This window comes from Burkholderiales bacterium, assembly GCA_035560005.1.
GTDB lineage: Bacteria > Pseudomonadota > Gammaproteobacteria > Burkholderiales > Eutrophovitaceae > DASRFY01.
The window spans coordinates 1-21,198 of sequence record DATMAN010000003.1; the positions used below are offsets into that span (position 1 = coordinate 1).

Sequence of the window (21,198 nt, forward strand, 5' to 3'; positions counted from 1 at the left end):
CCATGATCTGATCGGCAGACAGATGCTCTTGGCGCGAGAACAGCGCGTACGCGATCTCGATGCGCTGATGCGTCGGGTTGATTCCGTGAGCACGCAGCGTGTCGGCGAGGTTGTCTCGGGTGTACGCAGTGCCTTGCATGGCGGAAATTATAGGTAGACATTTGGACTCTGTCTAATCCCGAGAAACCCCCGACCCTTCATCGGCTTACAGCCGTTCGCAGGACCGATCGGGCCAGCGACAGGTCCCTGTGGCGGCTGGCCGGATCACCCGCGGTCCGTCGGGGAACGAATTCGCACAACGCTCCTGCCGTTCGTTCCCCGGATTCAGCCGTCCGTCGGAACCCGCTTCGGCCGCGCGCTCGCCTTCACGCATGCTGCGCGCCGAAAAATATTGCTGGGCCGAAGACGTCGGCAAGGACCGCGAGTGGCATCCGCCGTTCGGGGCACCGATCCGGCCGTCCATCGGAATCCGCTTTCGAGCCGTATGCCAGTTGACTAGGCTAATCATCGCAACAGGGAGAACGAAATGCGCACCAGATCCAACCGGTTTTGCAAGGCCTCGCGCGATCGCGGCTTCACCTTGATCGAGGTGATGATCGCCGTTGGCATCGTCGCGATCCTGGCCGCGATCGCACTGCCTTCTTATCAACAGTACGTCGCGCGAGGAAAACTCGCGGAGGCAACCGCGGCGCTCGCCGGGCAGCGGGTCAAGATGGAGCAGTACTACCAGGACAATCGAACCTATACCGGCGCCTGTGCGGCAGGTACGGTCGCTCCGCTGCCCACCGGAGAACATTTCGACTACGCCTGCAACATCCCGGTAGGCGGGCAAAGCTACACCATCACCGCGACCGCCAAGGTCAACTCCGGCGTGGATGGTTTTCAGTTCAGCATCGACCAGAGCAACACCCGGCGCACCGTCGCCGTTCCCGCCGGCTGGCAGTTGCCGGCCGGCAATTGCTGGGTACAAAGGAAGAACGGCACATGCTGACCGCGCATCGCTCACAACACGGCGTGACGCTGATCGAGATTCTGGTCAGCTTCACGCTGGTCGCCTTGCTCATGGTCATCGCCGTGCCGGCTTACAACACCTGGCTGCAGAACACGCAGATTCGCAACGCGGCCGAAGCAGTCGTCAACGGCATGCAGATCGCGCGTGCCGAGGCGGTCAGGCGCAACACCTTGGCGCAACTGGTGCTCACGGGCGGGTCGAGCTGGACCGTGTCGCTGCCGCTCACCGGAGAGCAGATCCAGGAGCGGCCGGCCGCGGAAGGCTCCGCAGGCGCCGTGGTCGCGATTCTCCCCGCGGCGGCCGATCGCATTTCTTTCAACGGCATGGGCTGGGTTGCGCCGAACAATGACGCCAGCCCGTCGATCACGCAACTGGACTTCAGCAACCCCAGCGGAGGCGCCTGCAAGCACGTGGCCGACGGACCGATGCGCTGCCTGCGGATTGCGATCTCGAGCGGGGGCGCCTTCCGGATGTGCGATCCGGCGGTCGCCGCCGGCGATCCGCGCGCCTGCTAGCGAAGCCTCGACGGAGGACACATGAAACCGGTTCGTCGGATCGGATCGAAACAGAGCGGTGTCACTCTGCTCGAGGCGCTGCTCGGCATCCTGATTTTTTCCATCGGCATCCTGGCGGTGGTCGGCATGCAGGCAGTGGCGATCAAGACCGTCGCAGAATCGAAGTACCGGATGGATGCCAGTTTCCTTGCCAACGAAATCATCGGCGAGATGTGGGCCAATCGCGCCAACTTGGCGTCGTACGACTACGCCGGCGGCACGGTACCGGCGGTTCTCACCCGCTGGGTCGCCAAGGTCAACAGCGCGCTGCCCGGCGCCGCGGCCAATCCGCCCACCATCGAAGTCGCGGCCGGCAACGTCGTCACGGTGACGATTTTCTGGCAACACCCGGAAGAGGCGAATCTCAGTCCTCCCCCCCCGCCGCACAGTCATACGGTCATTGCCTCGATCAACTGCTGCTGACGGAAGGCTTCGATGAAGACTGCACCTTTCAATATGCGCGGATTCAGCCTGGTCGAGATCCTGGTCGCCATGGTGATCGCACTGCTGGGGACGGTGATCATCTTCCAGGTGTTCGCAGTGTCGGAGGACATCAAGCGAACCTCGACCAGCGGAGGCGACGCCCAACAGTACGGGGCGCTCGCCTTGTTCACGCTGGAGCGCGACCTGCGCATGGCTGGCTACGGGATCAACAACGCGGCCCTGCTCGGCTGCACGGTGCGCGCCTACGACGAGCTCGCCACGCCGCCCGACATTCCCAACTTTACGCTCGCTCCCGTGATCATCACGCCGGGCGCCGATGCCAAGACGCCCGACACGGTCGCGATCATGTATGGAGACTCCGACCTTCTGGCGGCTCCGGCCAAGATCACGCAGAACATGCCCTCGCCGGCGGCCACGTTCAAGGTCAGCAATCGCTTCGGCTTCTACCCTGGACACCTCGTGCTCGCCGCGGAGCCCGGCAAGGACTGCACGCTCGCGGAAGTCACCGAAACGCCGGGCACGCCGGGACAGACCGACAACGTCATTCACAACAGCGGCAACTACATCAATGCCGCGGGAGCGAACGTGACCGCACGCTTCAACAAGCCGAGCGGGCTGGGCATCAGCTACACCACCAGCGGCACGCTCTACAACCTGGGCAACGCGCCCATCAGAAACACCTACAGCGTCCAGAACGCACGCCTGATGCAGACTTCGACGTTCGCGACGACGCCCGGCGTCGCGGTGGCCATCGCGGAGAACATCGTGCACATGAAAGTGCAGTACGGGAAGGACGATGGCGTGGACAACGGCACCGTCGACCACGCGACCTTCGTGGCCGACGACGGCGCGGTCGACAACTACACCAATACCATGCCGGGCACGCCGAGCGCCGCCGACTGGGCCCGCATCATCACCATTCGGCTGGCGCTCGTCGCTCGTTCGGCACAGCCGGAGCGGCCCAACGTGGCCGCCGGACCTTGCGACGCGACGACCGCGGCGCCGACCTGGTCGGGCGGCACGTTCGACCTGTCCAACGACCCGAACTGGCAGTGCTACCGCTACCGCGTGTTCGAGACGACCGTTCCGCTGCGCAATCTCATGTGGCAGCAGCTCTCGTGATCCTGGCGACAAAGGACGCAGCTATGAGGACGCACCGGTTCCCCCGTACCCCCGGCAATCTCCGCGGCCGCCAGCACGGCGTGGTGCTCGTGATCGCACTCATCGTGCTGGTGGCCATGACGCTCGCGGCCGTCGGGATGACGCGATCCATCGACACCGCGAATGTCATCGCCGGCAATCTCGGCTTCAAGCAGTCGGCGCTCAACGCGACCGACAAAGGCATCGAGGCCGCCTACCAGTGGCTGGTGGCGCGCGCCGGCACGGCGACCCTGAACAACTCGGATCTGACCGCGGGCTACTACTCCTCGATGCCCGGTTCGGAGCCCGACTGGACCGCCTCTGCGACCTGGAACGACGCCGTGGACCTCGACGGCGGCGCTGCCGATCCGGCGGGGAACGTCGTCTCCTACCTCATTCACCGCATGTGCACCTGCCCCGACGCGGCCTACAACGGCAACTGCGCCGGGGGCGCCGCCAATCAATGCGCGCTGTCCATGCCCACCGGCGCCGGCGCGACCGGCGGCAGCATGGCGGTGGGCGCGGTCGTGTTCGAAGGCACACCACAAGTCTATTACCGCGTCACGGTGCGTACGGCCGGCCCGCGGAACACGCAGAGCTACGTGCAATCGATGATCGCCGTTTCGCAATAGATTTCACCGGATCGCCTGGAGGTTGTCATGAACCAGCCCAACGTCACACTTCTCCGCCGCGCGTCCGCGCTGGGCGCCCTGATGGCGGCCTGGCTGTGCGCGCCCGCGTTTGCGGCCCCGACCGACATCTCGAACACGCCGCTTTCGGCCTCTTCGAGCGGAGCGGTGCTGCCCAATCTGATGTTCGTGCTCGACGACTCGGGCAGCATGGGACGGGATTACCTGCCGGACTACGCGACCGACAACGACACCTGCAAGACACGCTCGAGCGGCAACGACGACTGCAACCGCGGCGATCCGCCGTATTACTCGCCGCAGTTCAACACCATCTACTACAACCCGCAGGTCACCTATTACCCGCCGCTCGATGCCACGGGTGCTCCGTATCCGTCGCAGACCTCGCCGTGGACCAGCACCAAGACCGACGGCTTCTTCAGCAGCTCGGGCAACACGAACCTGATTACGAGCTTTCCGGAGATCGTGTACTGCGACGACTCGGGCCTGACCAACTGCCGGCGCAACGGCATCGACACCAATACCCCCTTTGAATATCGAGAACAGCCGCAGACGCTTGGGCCGGATATCGGTCGGACCTTTGGCTACCCTGAGTCGTCCTCAATCACGATTTTCTCGACAAGCTCGGACATGACATACAGTGCAAACACGACCACCGCGACATGCCAGACGCTGAGCGCGCCGAGAGTCTGCCGAAACGCCTCGGGCAGCACCTTCATCATTACGATGCGAATCGCCAATCACGGGCTCGTGACGGGCGACAGAATCGAGGTATTTGGCAGCCAATGCGACAACGCCTTCAACACGGGCAGCAGCCTTGTGAACGTCAACGTTGTCGATTCGAACACCTTCACCTACTTGGACGCCGGAAGCGCCACGAGCAATCGCAAGTGCACAATCAGGCGCCCGGGGTATCGACACGCACTGACGATCAACAGCAACCCGCACTACTACACGATCACGCCCAAGGAGCACTGCTCGGATGCCCAGCTCGTCAACTGTGTGGCGTCGACGGTCCCCACCACGGTCGCCGGCACGAGCTACAACTTCCCGGCGTACGTGCGCTACTGCAAGACCCGCGACGATGCGCACGCGCCGGCGCCGGTAAGCGGCAATCCACCAGGCGGTACCACCCCGCGTTGCCGGGCGAAATACGACACCACCTACGACAACCCGCGCTACGGCAACTTCACCCGCACCGACATCGTCTCCACGACGACCAGCTACGGCAACCGTCCCAACCGGCTCGACTGCGCCGCGCGGCCGGTATGCACCTACGACGAAGAGATGACCAACTTCGCCAACTGGTACGCCTACTACCGCACCCGGATGCAGATGATGAAATCCGCCGCCGGGCGCGCCTTCGCCCCGATCGACGACCGCTACCGGGTGGGCTTCATCACCATCAATCCGGGCTCGCCGGTCAGCTCGAGCAAGTACCTCAAGATCGACAAGTTCACCGCGACCCACAAGGCGGCCTGGTACAACATGTTCTACTCGCAGACCTCGAACAGCGGCACGCCGCTGCGCGAGGCGCTGGCACGGGTGGGACGGCACTTCGGCGGGATCACCACCGGCATCAACAGCGGCATGCCGGAAGATCCGGTGCAGTACTCCTGCCAGCAGAACTTCACCATCCTGACCACCGACGGCTACTGGAACGGCAACGCCGGCGTGAATCTCACCGGCGGGTCGATCGGAGACCAGGACAACGTGAACTCCGGCTATTCGACCCGCGCGGTTGGCGCCTTCGACGGCAACATCGGCGCGTCGAACACCCTGGCGGACGTCGCGCTGTATTACTACAAGACCGACCTGCGGCCTGCAGGCTCGCTCGGTGCGCTGGGCACCGACGTCTCCAACAACAATGTGCCGACTTCCGCCAAGGACTCGGCGCCGCACCAGCACATGACCACCTTCACGCTGGGGATCGTGGAAGGGTTGATGACCTACCGCTCCGACTACGAGACGGCGGCGACCGGTGATTTCGCCAACATCAAGGCGGGTACCAGCGGCGCGTGCTTCTGGACTTCGGGCACCTGCAACTGGCCGTTGCCGGTGGCCGATCAGTTGACCGCGCTGGACGACCTCTGGCACGCGGCGGTCAACGGCCGCGGCACGTTCTACCTGGCACAGGACCCGAACCAGGTCGCCGACGGCTTGAGCGGCGCACTGACCGGGCTGAACGTCCGTACGGCAGCCGCGGCCGCTTCGGCCACCAGCAGTCCGAACATCACCCCGACCGACCGATCGATCTTCAGCTCTACCTACACCACGGTGCAGTGGAACGGGGAAGTCGTCGCCCAGGACATCGATCCGGCCACCGGCAACGTGGTGCCCACGATCAAATGGTCGGCCCAGACGCTGCTCGATGCCAAGGTCGGACCCTCGACCGACACGCGCACGATCTACATGATCGACCCCGCGGCTTCCAACAAGCTCAAGTCCTTCCTGTTCACCAGCATGAGCGCCTCCGAACAGGCGTACTTCGCCAACAAGTGCAGCCCGACGAGCAACCTGTCGCAATGCGCGCTGCTGTCTTCTGCGGACTTGACCACCGCGAACAACGGAAAGAACATGGTCAATTTTCTGCGCGGCCAGACCCAGCACGAAGGCACGATATACCGCGATCGCGTGCACGCCCTCGGCGACACCGTGAACGCGACACCGGCCTACATGCGCGAGCCGCGCTTCGCCTTCGCCGATGCAGTGACCCCGGACTACGCTTCCTTCAAGACGGCCAACGCTTCGCGCCAGGCCACCCTGTTCATCGCGGCCAACGACGGCATGCTGCACGCCTTCAACGCCGACAACGGGCAGGAGATGTGGGCCTACGTGCCGAAGATCGTGATGCCGAACATGTACAAGCTGGCGGAGAAGAACTACGCCACCAAGCACGTCTACCTGGCGGACGGCTCCCCGGTGCTGATGGACGTGTTCATCGGCGGTGCCTGGAAGACCATTCTGGTCGCCGGCCTCAACTCCGGCGGGCGCGGCTACTACGCGCTGGACGTGACCGATCCGCTGAATCCGAAGGGGCTGTGGGAGATCTGTCACGACTCCACCCTCTGCGCGGTGTGGGACGCCGACATGGGGCTCAGCTACGGCAACCCGGTCATCACCAAGCGCCCGAGCGACGGCAAGTGGGTGGTGCTGGTGACTTCGGGCTACAACAACATCTCTCCCGGCAGCGGTCGCGGTTACCTGTACGTGCTCGACGCCGCCACCGGTGCGATCCTGGAAAAGCTGGACACCGGGGTGGGCGATACGACCACGCCATCCGGACTGGGTCGCATCTCGGTGTGGGCGGACAGCGCCAATACCGACAACACCGGCAAGTACGTCTATGGCGGCGATCTGCTCGGCAACCTGTGGCGCTTCGACCTCACCACCAGCCCGTCCGGAATCCTGAAACTGGGGGTTCTGACCGACGGCAGCGGGCGTCCGCAATCGGTCACGACGCGACCGGAACTCGGCTTGGTGCAGGGCAACCGGGTGGTGTTCGTCGGCACCGGGCGCTATCTCGGGGTGAGCGACCTGCAGGACCCGGCAACCTGGTCGCCGCCGTCGACCGACGCCTATCAGCAGTCGGTCTACGCGATCAAGGACAAGGGGGTGGCTTACGGCAACGTGCGCAGCAGCGCCAATCTGGTCCAGCAGACGATCTCGGTGGTCGATCCGATCACCCGGACGACCTCGACCAACCCCGTCAACTGGAGCAGCAACAACGGCTGGTACGCGGACTTCAACCCGTCCAACGACTCGCCGGGCGAGCGCGTCAGCATCGACCCGCAGCTGGTGCTGGGCACGCTGCTGGTAACGACCAACGTCCCCAACACCGATGCCTGCTCCACCGGCGGCGACAGCTGGCAGTACCAGTTCGCCTACGACTCCGGTCAGTACGTGTCGACCAGTCCAGGCAACGCGGTCGCCGCCAAGCTGGGCAACGCCATCACCGTGGGCGTGGTCATCGTCCGGTTGCCGAGCGGTCAGTTGAAGGCGATCGCCACGGACGCGACCGGAGCCAAGACCTCCTTCGGCGTGAACGTCGGCGGCTCGGCCGCCTCAGGCAAGCGCACGGGCTGGAGAGAGCTGATCTACTGATCGACCGAATCGGTCGGCTGCGACACGAACAGGCCGGAAATCCGGCCTGTTCACCTTTCAGGCGAGCGCCCTGGGCAGGGGAAACGTGATGCGCTCGGCAACGCCTTCCAGCTCGCGCGTCTCGCGCGCTCCGAGCGCTTCCAGGCGCGCCACCACCTGGCGCACGAGCAGTTCGGGCGCGGATGCCCCGGCCGTAACCCCCACGATGGCCTTGCCCTCCAACCAGCGGGCATCGACCGCGCTGGCATCGTCCACCATGTAGGCCGGCACACCGCTGTTGGACGCCACTTCCCGCAGCCGGTTGGAGTTCGAGCTGTTGGGGGAGCCGACGACGATGACGAGGTCGCACTGCCGGGCGAGCAGCTTGACGGCATCCTGGCGATTCTGAGTCGCGTAGCAGATGTCGTCCTTCTTCGGGCCGAGGATGGACGGGAAGCGCCTCTTGAGCGCCTGCACGATGCCGCGGGCGTCGTCCACCGACAGCGTTGTCTGCGTCACGAAAGCGAGATTGTCCGGATCGGCGACCTGCAGTCGCTCGACGTCCTCCACCGACTCCACCAGATACATGCCGCCCGAACTCTGCCCCATGGTGCCTTCCACTTCCGGATGGCCGCGGTGGCCGATCATGATCACTTCGCGCCCCTGTTCCCGCATCCGGGCCACTTCGACGTGCACTTTCATGACCAGCGGACAGGTCGCATCGAACACCTTGAGGCCGCGCGCCTGCGCCTCACGGCGCACCGCCTGGGACACGCCGTGAGCGCTGAACACCACGGTGGCGCCGGGCGGGATTTCGGACAGCGCCTCGACGAACACGGCTCCCTTGCGGCGCAGGTCGTTCACGACGTACTGGTTGTGGACGACTTCGTGGCGCACGTAGATCGGTGCGCCGTGAATCGCCAGCGCGCGCTCCACGATCTCGATCGCGCGGTCGACGCCGGCACAGAAGCCGCGAGGGTTGGCCAACAGGACTTTCATGAACCGCAATTGTAACCACCCCTCCCGATGACCGGTCGCCGTCGGTCGACGGCGGCTCTCTGGCCTTACGGCCGCCGCGCCGAGACCTGCTTGACCCGGGAGCGGCGCAGGCTGTCCCAGATCATGACGACCACGCCGACCGTTATACAGGAATCGGCTAGGTTGAACGCCGGCCAGTGCCAGCCGCGCCAGTGCAGCAGGACGAAGTCCACGACCGCGCCCCGGAGCAGCCGGTCGATCAGGTTGCCGATCGCGCCGCCGAGCACCAGGGAGAGCGCGAGGCACAGGAGCGCGTCGCCGCGGTTTTTCACGATCAGATAGGCAATGACGCCAGAGGCGATGATCGCAACCGCGACAAAGAACCAGCGCTGCCAGCCATCGGCATCGGCGAGGAAGCTGAACGCCGCGCCGGGGTTGTAGGTCAGCCACAGCGCCAGAAAGGGCAGCACCTCGAGCGGCGAGCCGGGCGCCAGTGCGCGCACGGCCACGTACTTCGAGGCCTGGTCCAGCACGACGATGAGCGCGCTCAGCGTGAACCAGCGCGCGGCGCTAGGCATAGGACCGGTGCTCTCCGGCGCCGAAGAGATTCAGCGTACAGCGGCCGCACAGTTCCGGGTGGTCGGCGTCGTGTCCCACGTCGCTGCGGTAATGCCAGCAGCGCGCGCACTTGCGGTGGGGGCTGGGCATGACCTCGATCCTGTCCGGCCCCTGCGCGCCGGCGACGGTCGCCTGCGAGGTGATCAGCACGAACTTCAGCTCGTCTCCGAGCATTGAGAGCAATTGGTAGCGTTCGCCGTTGGCGTGGATGCGCACTTCGGCCTGCAGGGAGGACCCGATGCGACCTTCGGCACGCACCTCTTCCAGCCGTTTCTGCACTTCCGAGCGGATCTGGCGGATCGCATCCCAGCGTGCGCAAAGGTCGGCGCCGGTATCCGGGAACGCATGCCAGGTGTGCAGGAAAACGCTGTCATCCCGGTTACGGGTGAGGATCGGCCACGCCTCTTCAGCGGTGAACGACAGCACCGGTGCCATCAACGTGAGCAGGCTGTGCCCGATGTGCCACAGCGCGCTCTGCGCCGAGCGGCGCGCCTTCGATTTCCTGGGGCTCGTGTAGAGCCGGTCCTTCAGGATGTCGAGATAGAAGCCGCCGAGATCCTCCGAGCAGAACGTCTGCAGCCGCTGCACGACCAGGTGAAACTCGAAGCGTTCGTAGTCCTTGACCAGCTGGGCCTGGAGGCGCTGCGCCATCTGCACGGCGTAGCGGTCGATTTCCAGCCACTCCGACACCGCGAGCGCATCGCCGCCGGGGTCGAAATCATCGAGGTTGGCAAGCACGAAACGCAGCGTGTTGCGGATACGCCGGTAGCTCTCCACGACCCGCTTGAGAATCTCCTCGGAGAGCGACAGTTCGCCCGAGTAGTCCGTGGCCGCCACCCACAAACGCAGGATGTCGGCGCCGAGCGTGTCCATGACCTTCTGCGGCGCAATGACATTGCCCAGCGACTTGGACATCTTGCGCCCCTCGCCGTCCACCACGAATCCATGAGTCAGCAAGGCGTGGTACGGCGCGCGGTCGTCGATCGCGCAGCCTGTCAGCAGCGAGGACTGGAACCAGCCCCGATGCTGATCCGAGCCTTCCAGGTAAAGGTGCGCGGGCTTGCCGAGGTCCGGGTGGCCTGCCAGGACGGTCGCGTGCGTCGAGCCGGAATCGAACCACACGTCCAGGGTGTCCGGCACCTTGCGATAGGTGTCGGCCTCGCCGCCGAGCAGCTCTTCTTCCCGGAGCGAAAACCAGGCTTCGATACCCTGCTTCTCGACACGCTGCGCCGCCTGCTCCAGCAACTCCAGAGCGCGCGGATGCAGTTCGCCGGTCTCACGGTGGACGAAGAGCGCCATCGGCGTGCCCCAGCTGCGCTGGCGCGAAACGCACCAGTCGGGCCGGTTGGCGATCATCGCTTCCAGTCTGGCGCGCCCCCAGGTCGGGAAAAACGCGGTGGCCTCGACCGCTGCCCGGGCGACTTCGCGCAGCGTCTTGCCGTCCGGCCCGGCGCGCTCCATTCCGATGAACCACTGGCGCGTGGCGCGAAAGATGATCGGGCTCTTGTGACGCCAGCATACGGGGTAGCTGTGCTGGTAGCGCTCGATGCGCACCAGCTTCCGGTTCTTCTTCAGCGCCTCGACGATGACGTCGTTGGCCTTCCACACGGTGAGCCCACCGACCAGAGGCACGGTCGGGAAGAAGCGGCCGTCATCATCCACCGGGTTGTCGACCGGAAGACCATACTTGTTGCCGGCCTCGAAGTCCTCCAGCCCATGCCCCGGCGCGGTGTGCACCAGGCCGGTACCCGTGTCCAGCGTGACGTGCTCTCCGAGGATGATCGGCACCTGGCGATCGTAGAACGGATGGTGCAGGCGCAGGCCCTCGAGCTGCGCGCCCCTGAACTGCGCCACGATCCGCCAGTCCTCGACCTGGTAGGCCGCCATGCACTGCTCCGCCCGCTGCGCCGCGAGCAGGAAAAGTCCGGCCGAGAGCCGCACCAGCGCATAGTCCAGATCCGGGTGCACCGTCACCGCCTGATTGGCCGGCAGAGTCCATGGAGTGGTCGTCCAGATGACGGCGTAAGCGGGTTCGTAGATCTGGGTGAAGCGCAGCCGCTTCGCCAGCTCGTCGTTGTCCGCCACCTGGAAGGCGACGTCGATCGCAGGCGAGGTGCGCTCCTCGTATTCCACCTCCGCCTCGGCGAGCGCCGAGCGGCACTCCGTGCACCAGTGTACCGGCTTGGCGCCCTGATAGAGATACCCGCGCTCCAGGATCCTGCCCAGGGTCCGGATCGTGTCCGCCTCGGTCTTGAAGTCCATGGTCCGGTACGGATGCTCCCAGTCGCCCAGCACGCCGAGGCGGATGAAGTCCTTGCGCTGGCGTTCGATCTGCTGGGCGGCGTACTCGCGGCACAGTTTCCTGAATTCGGTGGGCGAGACGTGCTTGCCGTGCTGCTGCTTTTCGACCTGGTGCTCGATCGGCAGTCCGTGGCAGTCCCAGCCGGGTACATAGGGCGCGTCAAAGCCGGCCAGCGTCTTCGATTTCACGACGATGTCCTTCAGGATCTTGTTCACCGCGTGTCCGATATGGATGTCGCCGTTGGCATAAGGAGGGCCGTCGTGCAGTATGAATTTCGGCCGGCCCCGGCAGGCTTCGCGGATGCGCTGATAGAGCTTGCGCTCCTGCCAGTCTCTGATCCACCCAGGTTCGCGCCTGGCCAGATCGCCGCGCATCGGAAACGGCGTGTCGGGAAGATTCAGCGTGTGCCGGTAGTCGCCCATGGCCTTGTGCTTAGGCGCAGACGGATCCGTTGCCGCGACGCGCCGCAACGGCAACGAGCCGCTCAGTTGGCGGCACCGGCAGCCGCCACCGCATCGGTCGATCAGTTCTTTCCAACACTTCTGTGTGCCTCCGTGCCCTTGAACCGGAAGAATTGCTTCGCCACCGCCACGTCGCGCGCGATTTGCGCCGTCAGCTCGTCGAGCGTGGCGTACTTCTGCTCGTCGCGCAGCTTTTGCAGGAAGCGCACGCAAATGCGGCGGCCATAGATTCGGCGCTCGAAGTCGAAGAGATGGACCTCCAGTGTCGGCTCGCCGCGCTGCTTCACCGTCGGCCGCACACCCACGCTCGCCACGCCCGGAAGCGGCCGCTCTTCCAGGCAGTCGACTTCGACGACGAAGATGCCCGCCAGCGCCGGCCGCAACCGCCTGAGCTGCACGTTGGCGGTCGGATAGCCCAGCCTGCTTCCAAGGCTGTCGCCCCGCACCACCCGGCCGCTGATCGCGTACTGCCGGCCGAGCAGCGCCTGCGCTCCGGCGAGGTCGCCCGCCTCCAGTCTCGCGCGCACCGCGGTACTGGAGACGCGCTCACCACCCCGGACGACGCTGTGCATCGCCTCGACTTCGAAGCCGTGTTCGGCGCCCAGAGCTTTGAGCATGGCGAAGTCGCCGGCGCGGCGTGCGCCAAATCGAAAATCATCCCCGACCAGCAGCCACCTCACGCCCAGACCGCGCACCAGCACGCGCTCGATGAAATCGCGCGGCGAGAGCTGCGCGAACCGATAGTCGAAGCGAAAGACATAAGTGCGCTCCACCCCGTGGCTGCGCAGCAGTTCGAGCTTCTCGCGCAGGCTGGTCAGACGGGCGGGCGCCTGATCCGGCGCGAAGAATTCCTGCGGCTGCGGCTCGAACGTCATGACCGCCGCCGGCGCGCCGAGCCGTGCGGCGGCCTCGATCAGGCGCGCCAGCATCGCCTGGTGCCCGAGGTGAACCCCGTCGAAGTTGCCGATGGTGAGCGCCAGCGCACGATCCGCGCGCGCCGGGATGCCGCGGAAGACCCGCATCGCACGAAACGCCAGTCAAAAACCGGAAAGGGCTGAATTCTAGCGGTTTCCCGGCCGCCGGATCAGCTCCCGGGCGCCTCGCGGTGCTGCGCGAGCGCCCAGTCGGCGATGGCGTCGGTCAGTGCTTCCGAGTCGCCGATCGCGGCCGTGACCCGGATCCTCACTGCGGGATGGGTCTGCCGAATGCGGGCGACGAGACGCGGCAGATCTTCCTTGAGATGCCCGCCTTGCGCGAGAAACAGCGGCACGACGGTCATGTGCGACACGCCTGCGTCGGCAAGCCGGGCCGCGGCGTCCGCCAAACCGGGTTGCAGCGATTCGAGAAAGGCCAGTTCGACGGCGGCTTCCGGGCAGGCCGCGCGCAGCCGCGCCTGGATCCTGCGAAACGGTTCCGCCCACCCGGGGTCGCGCGCGCCGTGAGCGAACAGGACGATCGCGTCGCGGGGCGTGCGTTTCATCGTCGCAAGGCAGTGACTGTCACATGCGCTAGTGTACCGGACCCGGAAAGACGTCGACCCGGCGCGGTTTCAGGTAGACCAGGTCTCCGGCGGCCAGGCGCAGCTCGCGAAAGCGTTCCTTGCTGATCTGCGCGTGGATCGGCACGTGGGGCGGATCCTGCGGGGCGAGTTCCAGGCGCACGACCGGGCCCAACGCCAACACATGCGCCACCCGCGCGGGCAATCCCGCATGCGCCTGCGGGTGTCGTGCGATCTCGATGTCATGGGCGCGCACATAGGCGAGCGCGGGTTGTTCCTGCGCCTGCGCATGTTGTGGCACTTCGATCTCGATCCCGCCGATCCAGGCGCGCCCCTGATGCAGCCGGCCATGAAACAGGTTGACGTTCCCGAGAAACTCGAGGACGAAGGGACTGGCGGGTGCCTCGTAGACCTCGTCCGGCGTGCCGACCTGCTCGATGCGTCCCTCGTTCATGACCACGACCCGGTCGGCCACTTCCAGCGCTTCCTCCTGATCGTGCGTGACGAAAACGCTGGTGATCCGCATGTCGTCGTGCAGGCGGCGCAACCAGCCGCGCAGGTCCTTGCGCACCCTGGCATCGAGCGCGCCAAACGGCTCGTCGAGCAGCAGCACCCGGGGCTCCACCGCCAGGGCGCGCGCCAATGCGATGCGCTGGCGCTGCCCGCCCGAGAGCTGATGCGGATAACGCTCGGCCAGCCAGTCGAGCTGCACCAGCCTCAGCAACTCCGAGACGCGACCGCGAAGCTCCGACTCCGGCAGGCGCGCGGACCTCGGCCGCACGCGCAGGCCGAAGGCGACGTTCTCGAAGATCGTCATGTGACGAAACAGCGCATAGTGCTGGAACACAAAGCCCACCCGCCGCTCGCGCGCGTGCCGGTCGGTCGCGTCCTCCCCGTGAAACAGCACCTGACCGCTGTCCGGTATCTCGAGGCCGGCAATGATTCGCAGGAGCGTGGTCTTGCCGCAACCCGATGGTCCGAGCAACGCCAGCAGCTCGCCGGGCTCGACACTCAGGCTGACGTCGTTGAGCGCCGCGAAACTGCCGAAGCGCTTATGAAGACTGCGAAGCTCGATGCTCATGAGCGCTCCCGGGCTTCGTCCTGCCCTCGATCAGCGACTTCAGCGCCAGTGTTGCCAGTGCGAGCAGCGCCAGCAGCGAGGCGACTGCGAACGCGGCGGCGAAGTTGTATTCGTTGTAGAGAATCTCCACATGCAGAGGCATCGTGTTGGTCAGCCCGCGGATGTGGCCGGAGACCACGGACACCGCGCCGAACTCGCCCATGGCGCGCGCATTGCAGAGAATGGCGCCGTAGAGCAGGCCCCACTTGATATTCGGCAAGGTGACCCGCCAGAACGCCTGCCAGCCGCCGGCGCCCAGCAGGACCGCGGCCTCCTCCTCTTCCGTGCCCTGGGCCTGCATCAGCGGAATCAGCTCGCGGGCAACGAAGGGGACGGTCACGAAAAGCGTGGCCAGCACGATGCCGGACACGGCGAAGATGACCTGCAGGCCGTGGTCGGCAAGCCACGGCCCGAGCCATCCCTGCAGGCCAAAGACGAGGACATAGATCAACCCCGAGATGACCGGCGAGACCGAAAAGGGCAGATCGATCAGCGTCACGAGCAGGCTCTTGCCGCGGAATTCGAACTTCGCGACGGCCCAGGCAGCGGCCACGCCGAAGACGAGGTTGAGCGGAACCGCAATGGCTGCCGCAGCCAGGGTGAGCCGGATGGCAGCCAGCGCCTCGGGATCCGCGATCGCGGACAGATAGACCGCGAGTCCCCTGCCGAGCGCCTCGTGGAACACCACGGCGAGCGGCAGGAAGAGGAACAGGGTCAGGAACGACAGCGCCATGCCGATCAGCGCGCGGCGAACCCAGGGCGCCTCCTGCCTGGCCATGCTCGTCGCGCCGGCGGCCGGCAACGGCAGCGCAGCGACCGCCCTCACGCCGCTCCCCCGCGCCTGCGCGCCCACCACTGCAGGCCATTGATCGCGAGCAGCAGGGCAAAGGAGATCACGAGCATCACCACCGCCAGCGCCGTGGCGCCGCCGTAGTCGTACTGCTCGAGCTTGGTCACGATGAGCAGCGGCGTGACCTCCGAGACCATCGGCACATTGCCGGCGATGAAGATGACCGAGCCGTACTCGCCGACGGCGCGCGCAAACGCGAGCGCGAAGCCGGTGAGCAGCGCGGGGAGGATGGTGGGCAGGATCACCCGCCGAATGGTCTGCCACCGGGACGCACCCAGGGTAGCCGCCGCCTCCTCCAGGTCCGGCTCGAGGTCTTCCAGCACCGGCTGCACCGTGCGGACCACGAACGGCAGGCCGATGAAGGTCAGCGCGATGAACACGCCCAGCGGCGTGAACGCGATCTGCATGCCGAGCGGCTCGAACCAGCGCCCGATCCAGCCATTGGGCGCGTAGAGCGCGGCGAGCGCGATGCCCGCCACCGCGGTCGGCAGCGCAAACGGCAGGTCGACCAGTGCATCCACCAGCTTCTTGCCGGGGAAGCGATAGCGCACCAGCACCCACGCCACCAGCAGGCCGAACAACGCGTTCGCCGAAGCCGCCGCGAACGAGGCTCCGAAGGTCAGCCGGTAGGAAGCGAATACACGGGGCGAGGTCACCGTTTCCCAGAACTGCGCAAAACCGAGCGACGCGGTCCGGATGAACGCAGCCGACAGCGGGATCAGCACGATCAGGCTGAGATACAAGAGCGCGAATCCCAGGGCCAGGTTGAATCCCGGGAGCACGCTGTGCTGACGAAACGATTGCATAGCCTACTTCTGGAAGATCTGATCGAACACACCGCCATCGGCAAAATGCGTCTTCTGCGCCTTCTGCCAGCCGCCGAACACCTCGTCGACCGCGAACAGCTTGACGGCCGGGAACCGGCTCGCATACTTCGCGGCGATCTTCGGTTGCGTGGGCCGGTAGAAATTGCGCCCCGCAATGTCTTGCCCTTCCTCGCTGTACAGATACTCGAGATAGGCTTGCGCGACCTTCCGGGTACCGCGCTTGTCGACCACCTTGTCCACGATGGCCACCGGCGGCTCGGCCCGGATGCTCACCGAGGGCACGACGATTTCGAACCTGTCGGATCCCAGCTCCTTCACCGCCAGGTGGGCTTCGCTCTCCCACGTGATGCACACGTCGCCGATGCCGCGCTTGACGAACGTCGTGGCGGAACCGCGCGCGCCCGAATCGAGCACCGGGACATTGCGATAGAGCCGGGCGACGAATTCCTTCGCCCGGGCTTCGTCGCCGCGGTACTTGTGGAGCGCGAAGCCCCAGGCGGCCAGATAGTTCCAGCGTGCGCCGCCCGAGGTCTTGGGATTGGGCGTGATCACCGATACGTCGGTCCTCACGAGGTCGTCCCAGTCCGTAATGCGTTTCGGATTGCCCGTGCGCACCAGGAACACGATGGTGGAGGTATGCGCAACGGCACCGTGCGGCAGGCGCTCGCGCCAGTTGCGCGCCAGCATCCCGGTACGCGCGGCGATTTCATCCACGTCGTAGCCAAGCGCGAGCGTGACCACGTCGGCCGGCAGTCCGTCGATCACCGCGCGCGCCTGCTTGCCGGAGCCGCCATGCGACTGCCGGATCGTGACCTTCTCGCCGGTCACCGCCCGCCAGTGCCTGGCGAAGGCCGCGTTGAACTCGCGGTAGAACGCGCGCGTCGGATCGTAGGAAGCGTTGAGGATCGCGACGTCCGCGCGGACGTTCGCTGCAAGCAGCACGCCGAGGATCGTCGCCAGGGGCGCAAACCGCATGAAGCTCGCCGCCCTCGGTCAGCCGGCGGCCGCCAGCAAGGTCGCATCGGCTGCCAAAGCGGCTGCCGCAAGCACCTCTCCGAGCATGATGATCGCCGGTCCATCGAGGTTCCACTCGCCCGCACGGCCCAGACCTTCCAGAGTTGTGCGCACTTCGCGCGACCCCGGAAGCGAAGCATGCTCGACCATAGCGACCGGCCGTTCGCGCGGCACTCCGGCCGCAATCAGCGCCGCAGCAACCTCGGCGACCTGGCCGGCACCCATGTAGAGCACCGCGGTGTCGGCGGCCGCCACGCTTTGCGCCCAGCTCGCGGCGCGCTCCTGCGCGCCGGTGCGCGGCGTGGCGAAAGCGACGCTGCGGCTCAAGCCTCTGCGAGTCAGCGACACGCCGAGCTGCGAGGCCGCCGCCAGCGCGGCGGTCACGCCGGGTACCACCTCCCAGGGAACGCCGGCCGCGGACAAGGCATCGATCTCTTCCTGAGCGCGTCCGAAGAGCATCGGATCGCCACCCTTGAGCCGCAGCACCGTGTCATGGCGCGAGGCCGCTTCCACGAGGCAACGGTTGATGAAGCGCTGATCGGTGGAGATGCGGCCGCAACGCTTGCCCACGGCGACCTTTTTCGCCTTTGCTGCCAGGGCGAGCGTCTCGGGATGGACCAATGCGTCGTGAAAGACGATGTCGGCCTGCGCCAGCAGCCGGGCGGCACGCAGGGTCAGCAGATCGGGTGCGCCGGGACCGGCACCCACGAGATAGACCTTGCCCATGTTCAGGCGCTCGTCTCGATGAGGCCCGCCGCGACGGTGTTGTTGCCGGCCTCGTCGATGACGATGAAACTGCCGGCCGCGCGGTTCTCCCGGTAGGGCTCGAATGCCAGGGGCTGCGCCGTGCGCAACGCGATGCGCCCGATGTCGTTGAGCCCGAAGGAATCGGCCGGCTCGTGCTCGAGCGTGTTGACGTTGACGCGATACCGGGGCGCATCGAACAGGCCGCGAACGATGCGGGTGCCGTGCTTGATCAGGTAGCGCCGGCCGCGGTTGAAGGGTTCGGCCCCGAGCCAGCACAGCGTAGCCTCCAGTTCCTTCGATACGATTGCCCTCTCGCGCGCCGCGACCAGCACGTCGCCGCGGGAGATGTCGAGCTGGTCCTCCAACACGAAAGTCACCGACTGGGGAGCATGCGCCCGGGGCAACTGGCCATCGAAAGTCCGAATCTCCCGAATCCGGCTGCGCAGCCCCGCGGGCAGTACGGCAATCTCCTCGCCGACCGCGATGGCGCCCGATTCGATGCGCCCGGCATAGCCGCGCGCCTGCGCCGCGCCGCTCGCGCCCGGACGTGCCACCAGTTGCACCGGAAAGTAGAAGCGGCCGCGCAGGGCGGCACGCCCCACCTCGGCACTCTCCAGGATCTCGAGCAGCGTGGGTCCCGAGTACCACCGCAGCCGCTCTCCCCGGCTCACCACCATGTCCCCGTTCAGCGCCGAGATCGGCAGCACGTCGACCCGATGGAATTCGAGCGCGCTCGCGAACGTCTGGAACGCGCGCCGGATGTCCTCGAACACTGTTTGGGCATAGTCCACGGCGTCCATCTTGTTGATGGCGAGCACCAGGTGCGGGATGCGCAGCAAACTCGCGATGTAGGCGTGTCGGCGCGACTGGGTCAGCAGGCCCTTGCGCGCGTCCACCAGCACGACGGCCAGATCGGCCGTCGAGGCGCCGGTCACCATGTTGCGGGTGTACTGCTCGTGGCCGGGGGTATCGGCGATGATGAACTTGCGCGAGGGCGTGGCGAAGTAGCGGTAGGCCACATCGATGGTGATGCCCTGCTCGCGCTCGGCCAGCAGCCCGTCGGTGAGCAGGGACAGGTCCAGCCCAGCCTGACCGCGCCGGCGGCTGGATTGTTCGAGCGCGTGGAGCTGATCCTCGAGGATCGCCTTGGTGTCGTAGAGCAGTCGCCCGATGAGCGTGCTCTTGCCGTCGTCCACGCTGCCCGCGGTGGTGAAGCGCAGCATGCCGGTGTCGACGGGAGAAAGGCTTTCGATCGCTGACATGGCCGCTTCTCTAGAAGTAGCCTTCTTTCTTGCGCAGTTCCATCGACGCTTCCGAGGTCTGATCGTCCATGCGCGTGGCGCCGCGCTCGGTGATCCTGGTCGCGGCGGTCTCGGCGATGATCTCCTCGGGGGTCGCCGCCAGGGATTGCACCGGGCAGGTGCAGGTCATGTCGCCCACCGTGCGAAAGCGCACCGACAGCGTCTCCACCACTTCGCCGGGCCTGGGCTGCACCAGGTGCGACACCGGCAGCAGCCCGCCCGGCCGGCGGATCACCGCGCGCCGGTGCGCGTAATAGATCGAGGGCACGGCCAGCTTTTCGCGCGCGATGTATTGCCAGACGTCGAGCTCGGTCCAGTTGCTGATGGGAAACACCCGGATGTGCTCGCCCGGATGCACCCGCGTGTTGTACAGGCTCCACAGTTCGGGTCGCTGGTTTCTCGGGTCCCACTGGCCGAATTCGTCGCGGAACGAAAAGATGCGCTCCTTGGCGCGGGCCTTCTCCTCGTCGCGGCGTGCGCCGCCGATGCAGGCGTCGAACCCATGCTGCGCGATGGCGTCGAGCAACGTCACCGACTGGTGCACGTTGCGGCTCTCGAACTCCGAGCGCAGCCGCACGCGGCCCGCCCGGATGGAATCCTCCACGTGTCCCACCACCAGCCGCTCGCCGAGTTCGGCCGCCCGGGCATCGCGAAACGCGATCACCTCGGGGAAGTTGTGCCCGGTATCGATGTGCAGCAGCGGGAACGGGAAGCGGCCCGGGCGGAACGCTTTCTCCGCCAGCCGCAGCAGGCAGATCGAGTCCTTGCCGCCGGAGAACAGCAGCGCCGGGCTGCGGCACTCGGCCGCCACCTCGCGCAGGATGTGGATCGCCTCCGATTCCAGCCAGTCCAGATGCGTGACGCGGTCGCGATCCGCTTGCAGTACGGCGCTCACCGCGTCGCCTCCGCGCTCGATTCCGCCGGCGCGACGTGCAGGCCGCACTCCCTGCTGTCGCGCTGTTCCCACCACCAGCGTCCGGCGCGGATGTCCTCGCCGGGCCGGATGGCCCGAGTGCAGGGCTCGCAGCCGATCGACGGGTAGCCGCGCTCGTGCAGCGGGTTGTAGGGGACCGCGCGCTCGCGCAGATAGGCCCAGACCTGCGCCTCGCTCCAGTCGGCCAGCGGATTGAACTTCGCGATGCCATGCACGCTGTCGGCTTCGCGCAGCGCGAGGCCGGCGCGCGTGATCGACTGCTCGCGGCGCAAGCCGGTGATCCAGGCGTCGCGGCCAGCCAGCGCGCGTTTCAGAGGCTCGACTTTCCGAATGTGGCAGCAACGCTTGCGCAACTCGACGCTCTCGTAGAAGGCGTTCAGGCCGTGCTGCGCGACGTAGCGGTCGACTTCGGCGGCGAGCGGACGGAACACTTCGATCTCGCGTCCGTAGCGTTCGCGGATGCGCTGGAGCAGGGCCAGTGTCTCCCCGTGCAGCCTGCCGGTGTCGAGCGTGAAAATCGCGATCGGCAACCCGGCGCCCAGAATGGCATCGGTCAGCACCATGTCCTCGGCGCCCAGGCTGCTGGCGAAGGCCACGTTGCGGTACTCGGCCACGATCGCCCGAAGGCGTGCTTCGAGCGCTTCGGCGGGCGGCGAGGTCGCGGCGGG

Annotated in this window: 18 protein-coding genes and 1 pseudogene; 6 read left to right on the plus strand and 13 right to left on the minus strand. The window is 66.3% G+C overall.

Annotated features, from left to right (window positions below; translation table 11 throughout):
* Positions 1 to 526 precede the first annotated feature (526 nt).
* Genes VNM24_00175 through VNM24_00200 form a run of 6 tightly spaced genes read left to right on the plus strand, consistent with a single transcriptional unit; the run spans position 527 to position 7,901 of the window.
* Entirely contained in the window at positions 527 to 991 is a 465-nt protein-coding gene (locus tag VNM24_00175) for a type IV pilin protein (GenBank protein ID HWQ37015.1), read from the plus strand.
* Positions 985 to 1,527, plus strand: a complete 543-nt coding sequence (locus tag VNM24_00180; GenBank protein ID HWQ37016.1) for a GspH/FimT family pseudopilin — start codon at positions 985 to 987, stop codon at positions 1,525 to 1,527. The genes VNM24_00175 and VNM24_00180 overlap by 7 nt, the downstream gene beginning before the upstream one ends.
* Positions 1,528 to 1,548: 21 nt before the next feature.
* The gene (gene pilV / locus VNM24_00185) at positions 1,549 to 1,989 is read left to right on the plus strand and encodes a type IV pilus modification protein PilV (protein HWQ37017.1); all 441 of its coding nucleotides are present in this window, start codon (positions 1,549 to 1,551) and stop codon (positions 1,987 to 1,989) included.
* Positions 1,990 to 2,001: 12 nt separating this feature from the next.
* Positions 2,002 to 3,132, plus strand: a complete 1,131-nt coding sequence (locus VNM24_00190; protein HWQ37018.1) for a PilW family protein — start codon at positions 2,002 to 2,004, stop codon at positions 3,130 to 3,132.
* A gap of 23 nt (positions 3,133 to 3,155) precedes the next feature.
* A complete protein-coding gene (locus tag VNM24_00195) occupies positions 3,156 to 3,782 on the plus strand; it encodes a hypothetical protein (protein ID HWQ37019.1) in 627 nt (208 codons plus the stop codon).
* A 27-nt stretch (positions 3,783 to 3,809) separates the two neighbouring features.
* Positions 3,810 to 7,901: a PilC/PilY family type IV pilus protein gene (locus VNM24_00200; GenBank protein ID HWQ37020.1), complete on the plus strand. Its 4,092-nt coding sequence runs from the start codon at positions 3,810 to 3,812 to the stop codon at positions 7,899 to 7,901.
* Between the two features lie 57 nt (positions 7,902 to 7,958).
* On the opposite strand, the gene ispH is transcribed toward VNM24_00200, so the two are convergent.
* The 13 genes and pseudogenes from ispH to VNM24_00265 form a co-directional block, all read right to left on the minus strand.
* Positions 7,959 to 8,879, minus strand: coding sequence for a 4-hydroxy-3-methylbut-2-enyl diphosphate reductase (gene ispH / locus VNM24_00205; protein HWQ37021.1), 921 nt, complete (start codon positions 8,877 to 8,879; stop codon positions 7,959 to 7,961).
* 65 nt (positions 8,880 to 8,944) lie between these two features.
* Positions 8,945 to 9,436, minus strand: a complete 492-nt coding sequence (gene lspA, locus VNM24_00210; GenBank protein HWQ37022.1) for a signal peptidase II — start codon at positions 9,434 to 9,436, stop codon at positions 8,945 to 8,947.
* Positions 9,429 to 12,200: an isoleucine--tRNA ligase gene (gene ileS / locus VNM24_00215; GenBank protein HWQ37023.1), complete on the minus strand. Its 2,772-nt coding sequence runs from the start codon at positions 12,198 to 12,200 to the stop codon at positions 9,429 to 9,431. The genes lspA and ileS overlap by 8 nt, the downstream gene beginning before the upstream one ends.
* Positions 12,201 to 12,301: 101 nt before the next feature.
* Entirely contained in the window at positions 12,302 to 13,261 is a 960-nt protein-coding gene (locus VNM24_00220; GenBank protein ID HWQ37024.1) for a bifunctional riboflavin kinase/FAD synthetase, read from the minus strand.
* A gap of 62 nt (positions 13,262 to 13,323) precedes the next feature.
* Positions 13,324 to 13,719, minus strand: a complete 396-nt coding sequence (locus tag VNM24_00225; GenBank protein ID HWQ37025.1) for a CbiX/SirB N-terminal domain-containing protein — start codon at positions 13,717 to 13,719, stop codon at positions 13,324 to 13,326.
* 28 nt (positions 13,720 to 13,747) lie between these two features.
* Positions 13,748 to 14,818 carry a sulfate/molybdate ABC transporter ATP-binding protein gene (locus VNM24_00230; GenBank protein ID HWQ37026.1) on the minus strand — a complete coding sequence of 357 codons (1,071 nt, stop codon included), beginning with the start codon at positions 14,816 to 14,818 and terminating at the stop codon, positions 13,748 to 13,750.
* A complete protein-coding gene (cysW, locus tag VNM24_00235; protein ID HWQ37027.1) occupies positions 14,790 to 15,635 on the minus strand; it encodes a sulfate ABC transporter permease subunit CysW in 846 nt (281 codons plus the stop codon). The genes VNM24_00230 and cysW overlap by 29 nt, the downstream gene beginning before the upstream one ends.
* 44 nt (positions 15,636 to 15,679) lie before the next feature.
* Positions 15,680 to 16,513 carry a sulfate ABC transporter permease subunit CysT gene (cysT, locus tag VNM24_00240; GenBank protein HWQ37028.1) on the minus strand — a complete coding sequence of 278 codons (834 nt, stop codon included), beginning with the start codon at positions 16,511 to 16,513 and terminating at the stop codon, positions 15,680 to 15,682.
* Between the two features lie 3 nt (positions 16,514 to 16,516).
* Positions 16,517 to 17,509 carry a sulfate ABC transporter substrate-binding protein gene (locus tag VNM24_00245; protein ID HWQ37029.1) on the minus strand — a complete coding sequence of 331 codons (993 nt, stop codon included), beginning with the start codon at positions 17,507 to 17,509 and terminating at the stop codon, positions 16,517 to 16,519.
* An 18-nt stretch (positions 17,510 to 17,527) separates the two neighbouring features.
* The gene (gene cobA / locus VNM24_00250) at positions 17,528 to 18,274 is read right to left on the minus strand and encodes a uroporphyrinogen-III C-methyltransferase (protein ID HWQ37030.1); all 747 of its coding nucleotides are present in this window, start codon (positions 18,272 to 18,274) and stop codon (positions 17,528 to 17,530) included.
* 2 nt (positions 18,275 to 18,276) lie between these two features.
* Positions 18,277 to 19,557, minus strand: coding sequence for a GTP-binding protein (locus VNM24_00255; protein ID HWQ37031.1), 1,281 nt, complete (start codon positions 19,555 to 19,557; stop codon positions 18,277 to 18,279).
* A gap of 10 nt (positions 19,558 to 19,567) precedes the next feature.
* Entirely contained in the window at positions 19,568 to 20,491 is a 924-nt protein-coding gene (gene cysD, locus VNM24_00260; protein HWQ37032.1) for a sulfate adenylyltransferase subunit CysD, read from the minus strand.
* Positions 20,488 to 21,168 (minus strand): annotated as a pseudogene (locus tag VNM24_00265) (phosphoadenylyl-sulfate reductase). The gene cysD and the pseudogene VNM24_00265 overlap by 4 nt, the downstream one beginning before the upstream one ends.
* Between the last annotated feature and the right edge of the window lie 30 nt (positions 21,169 to 21,198).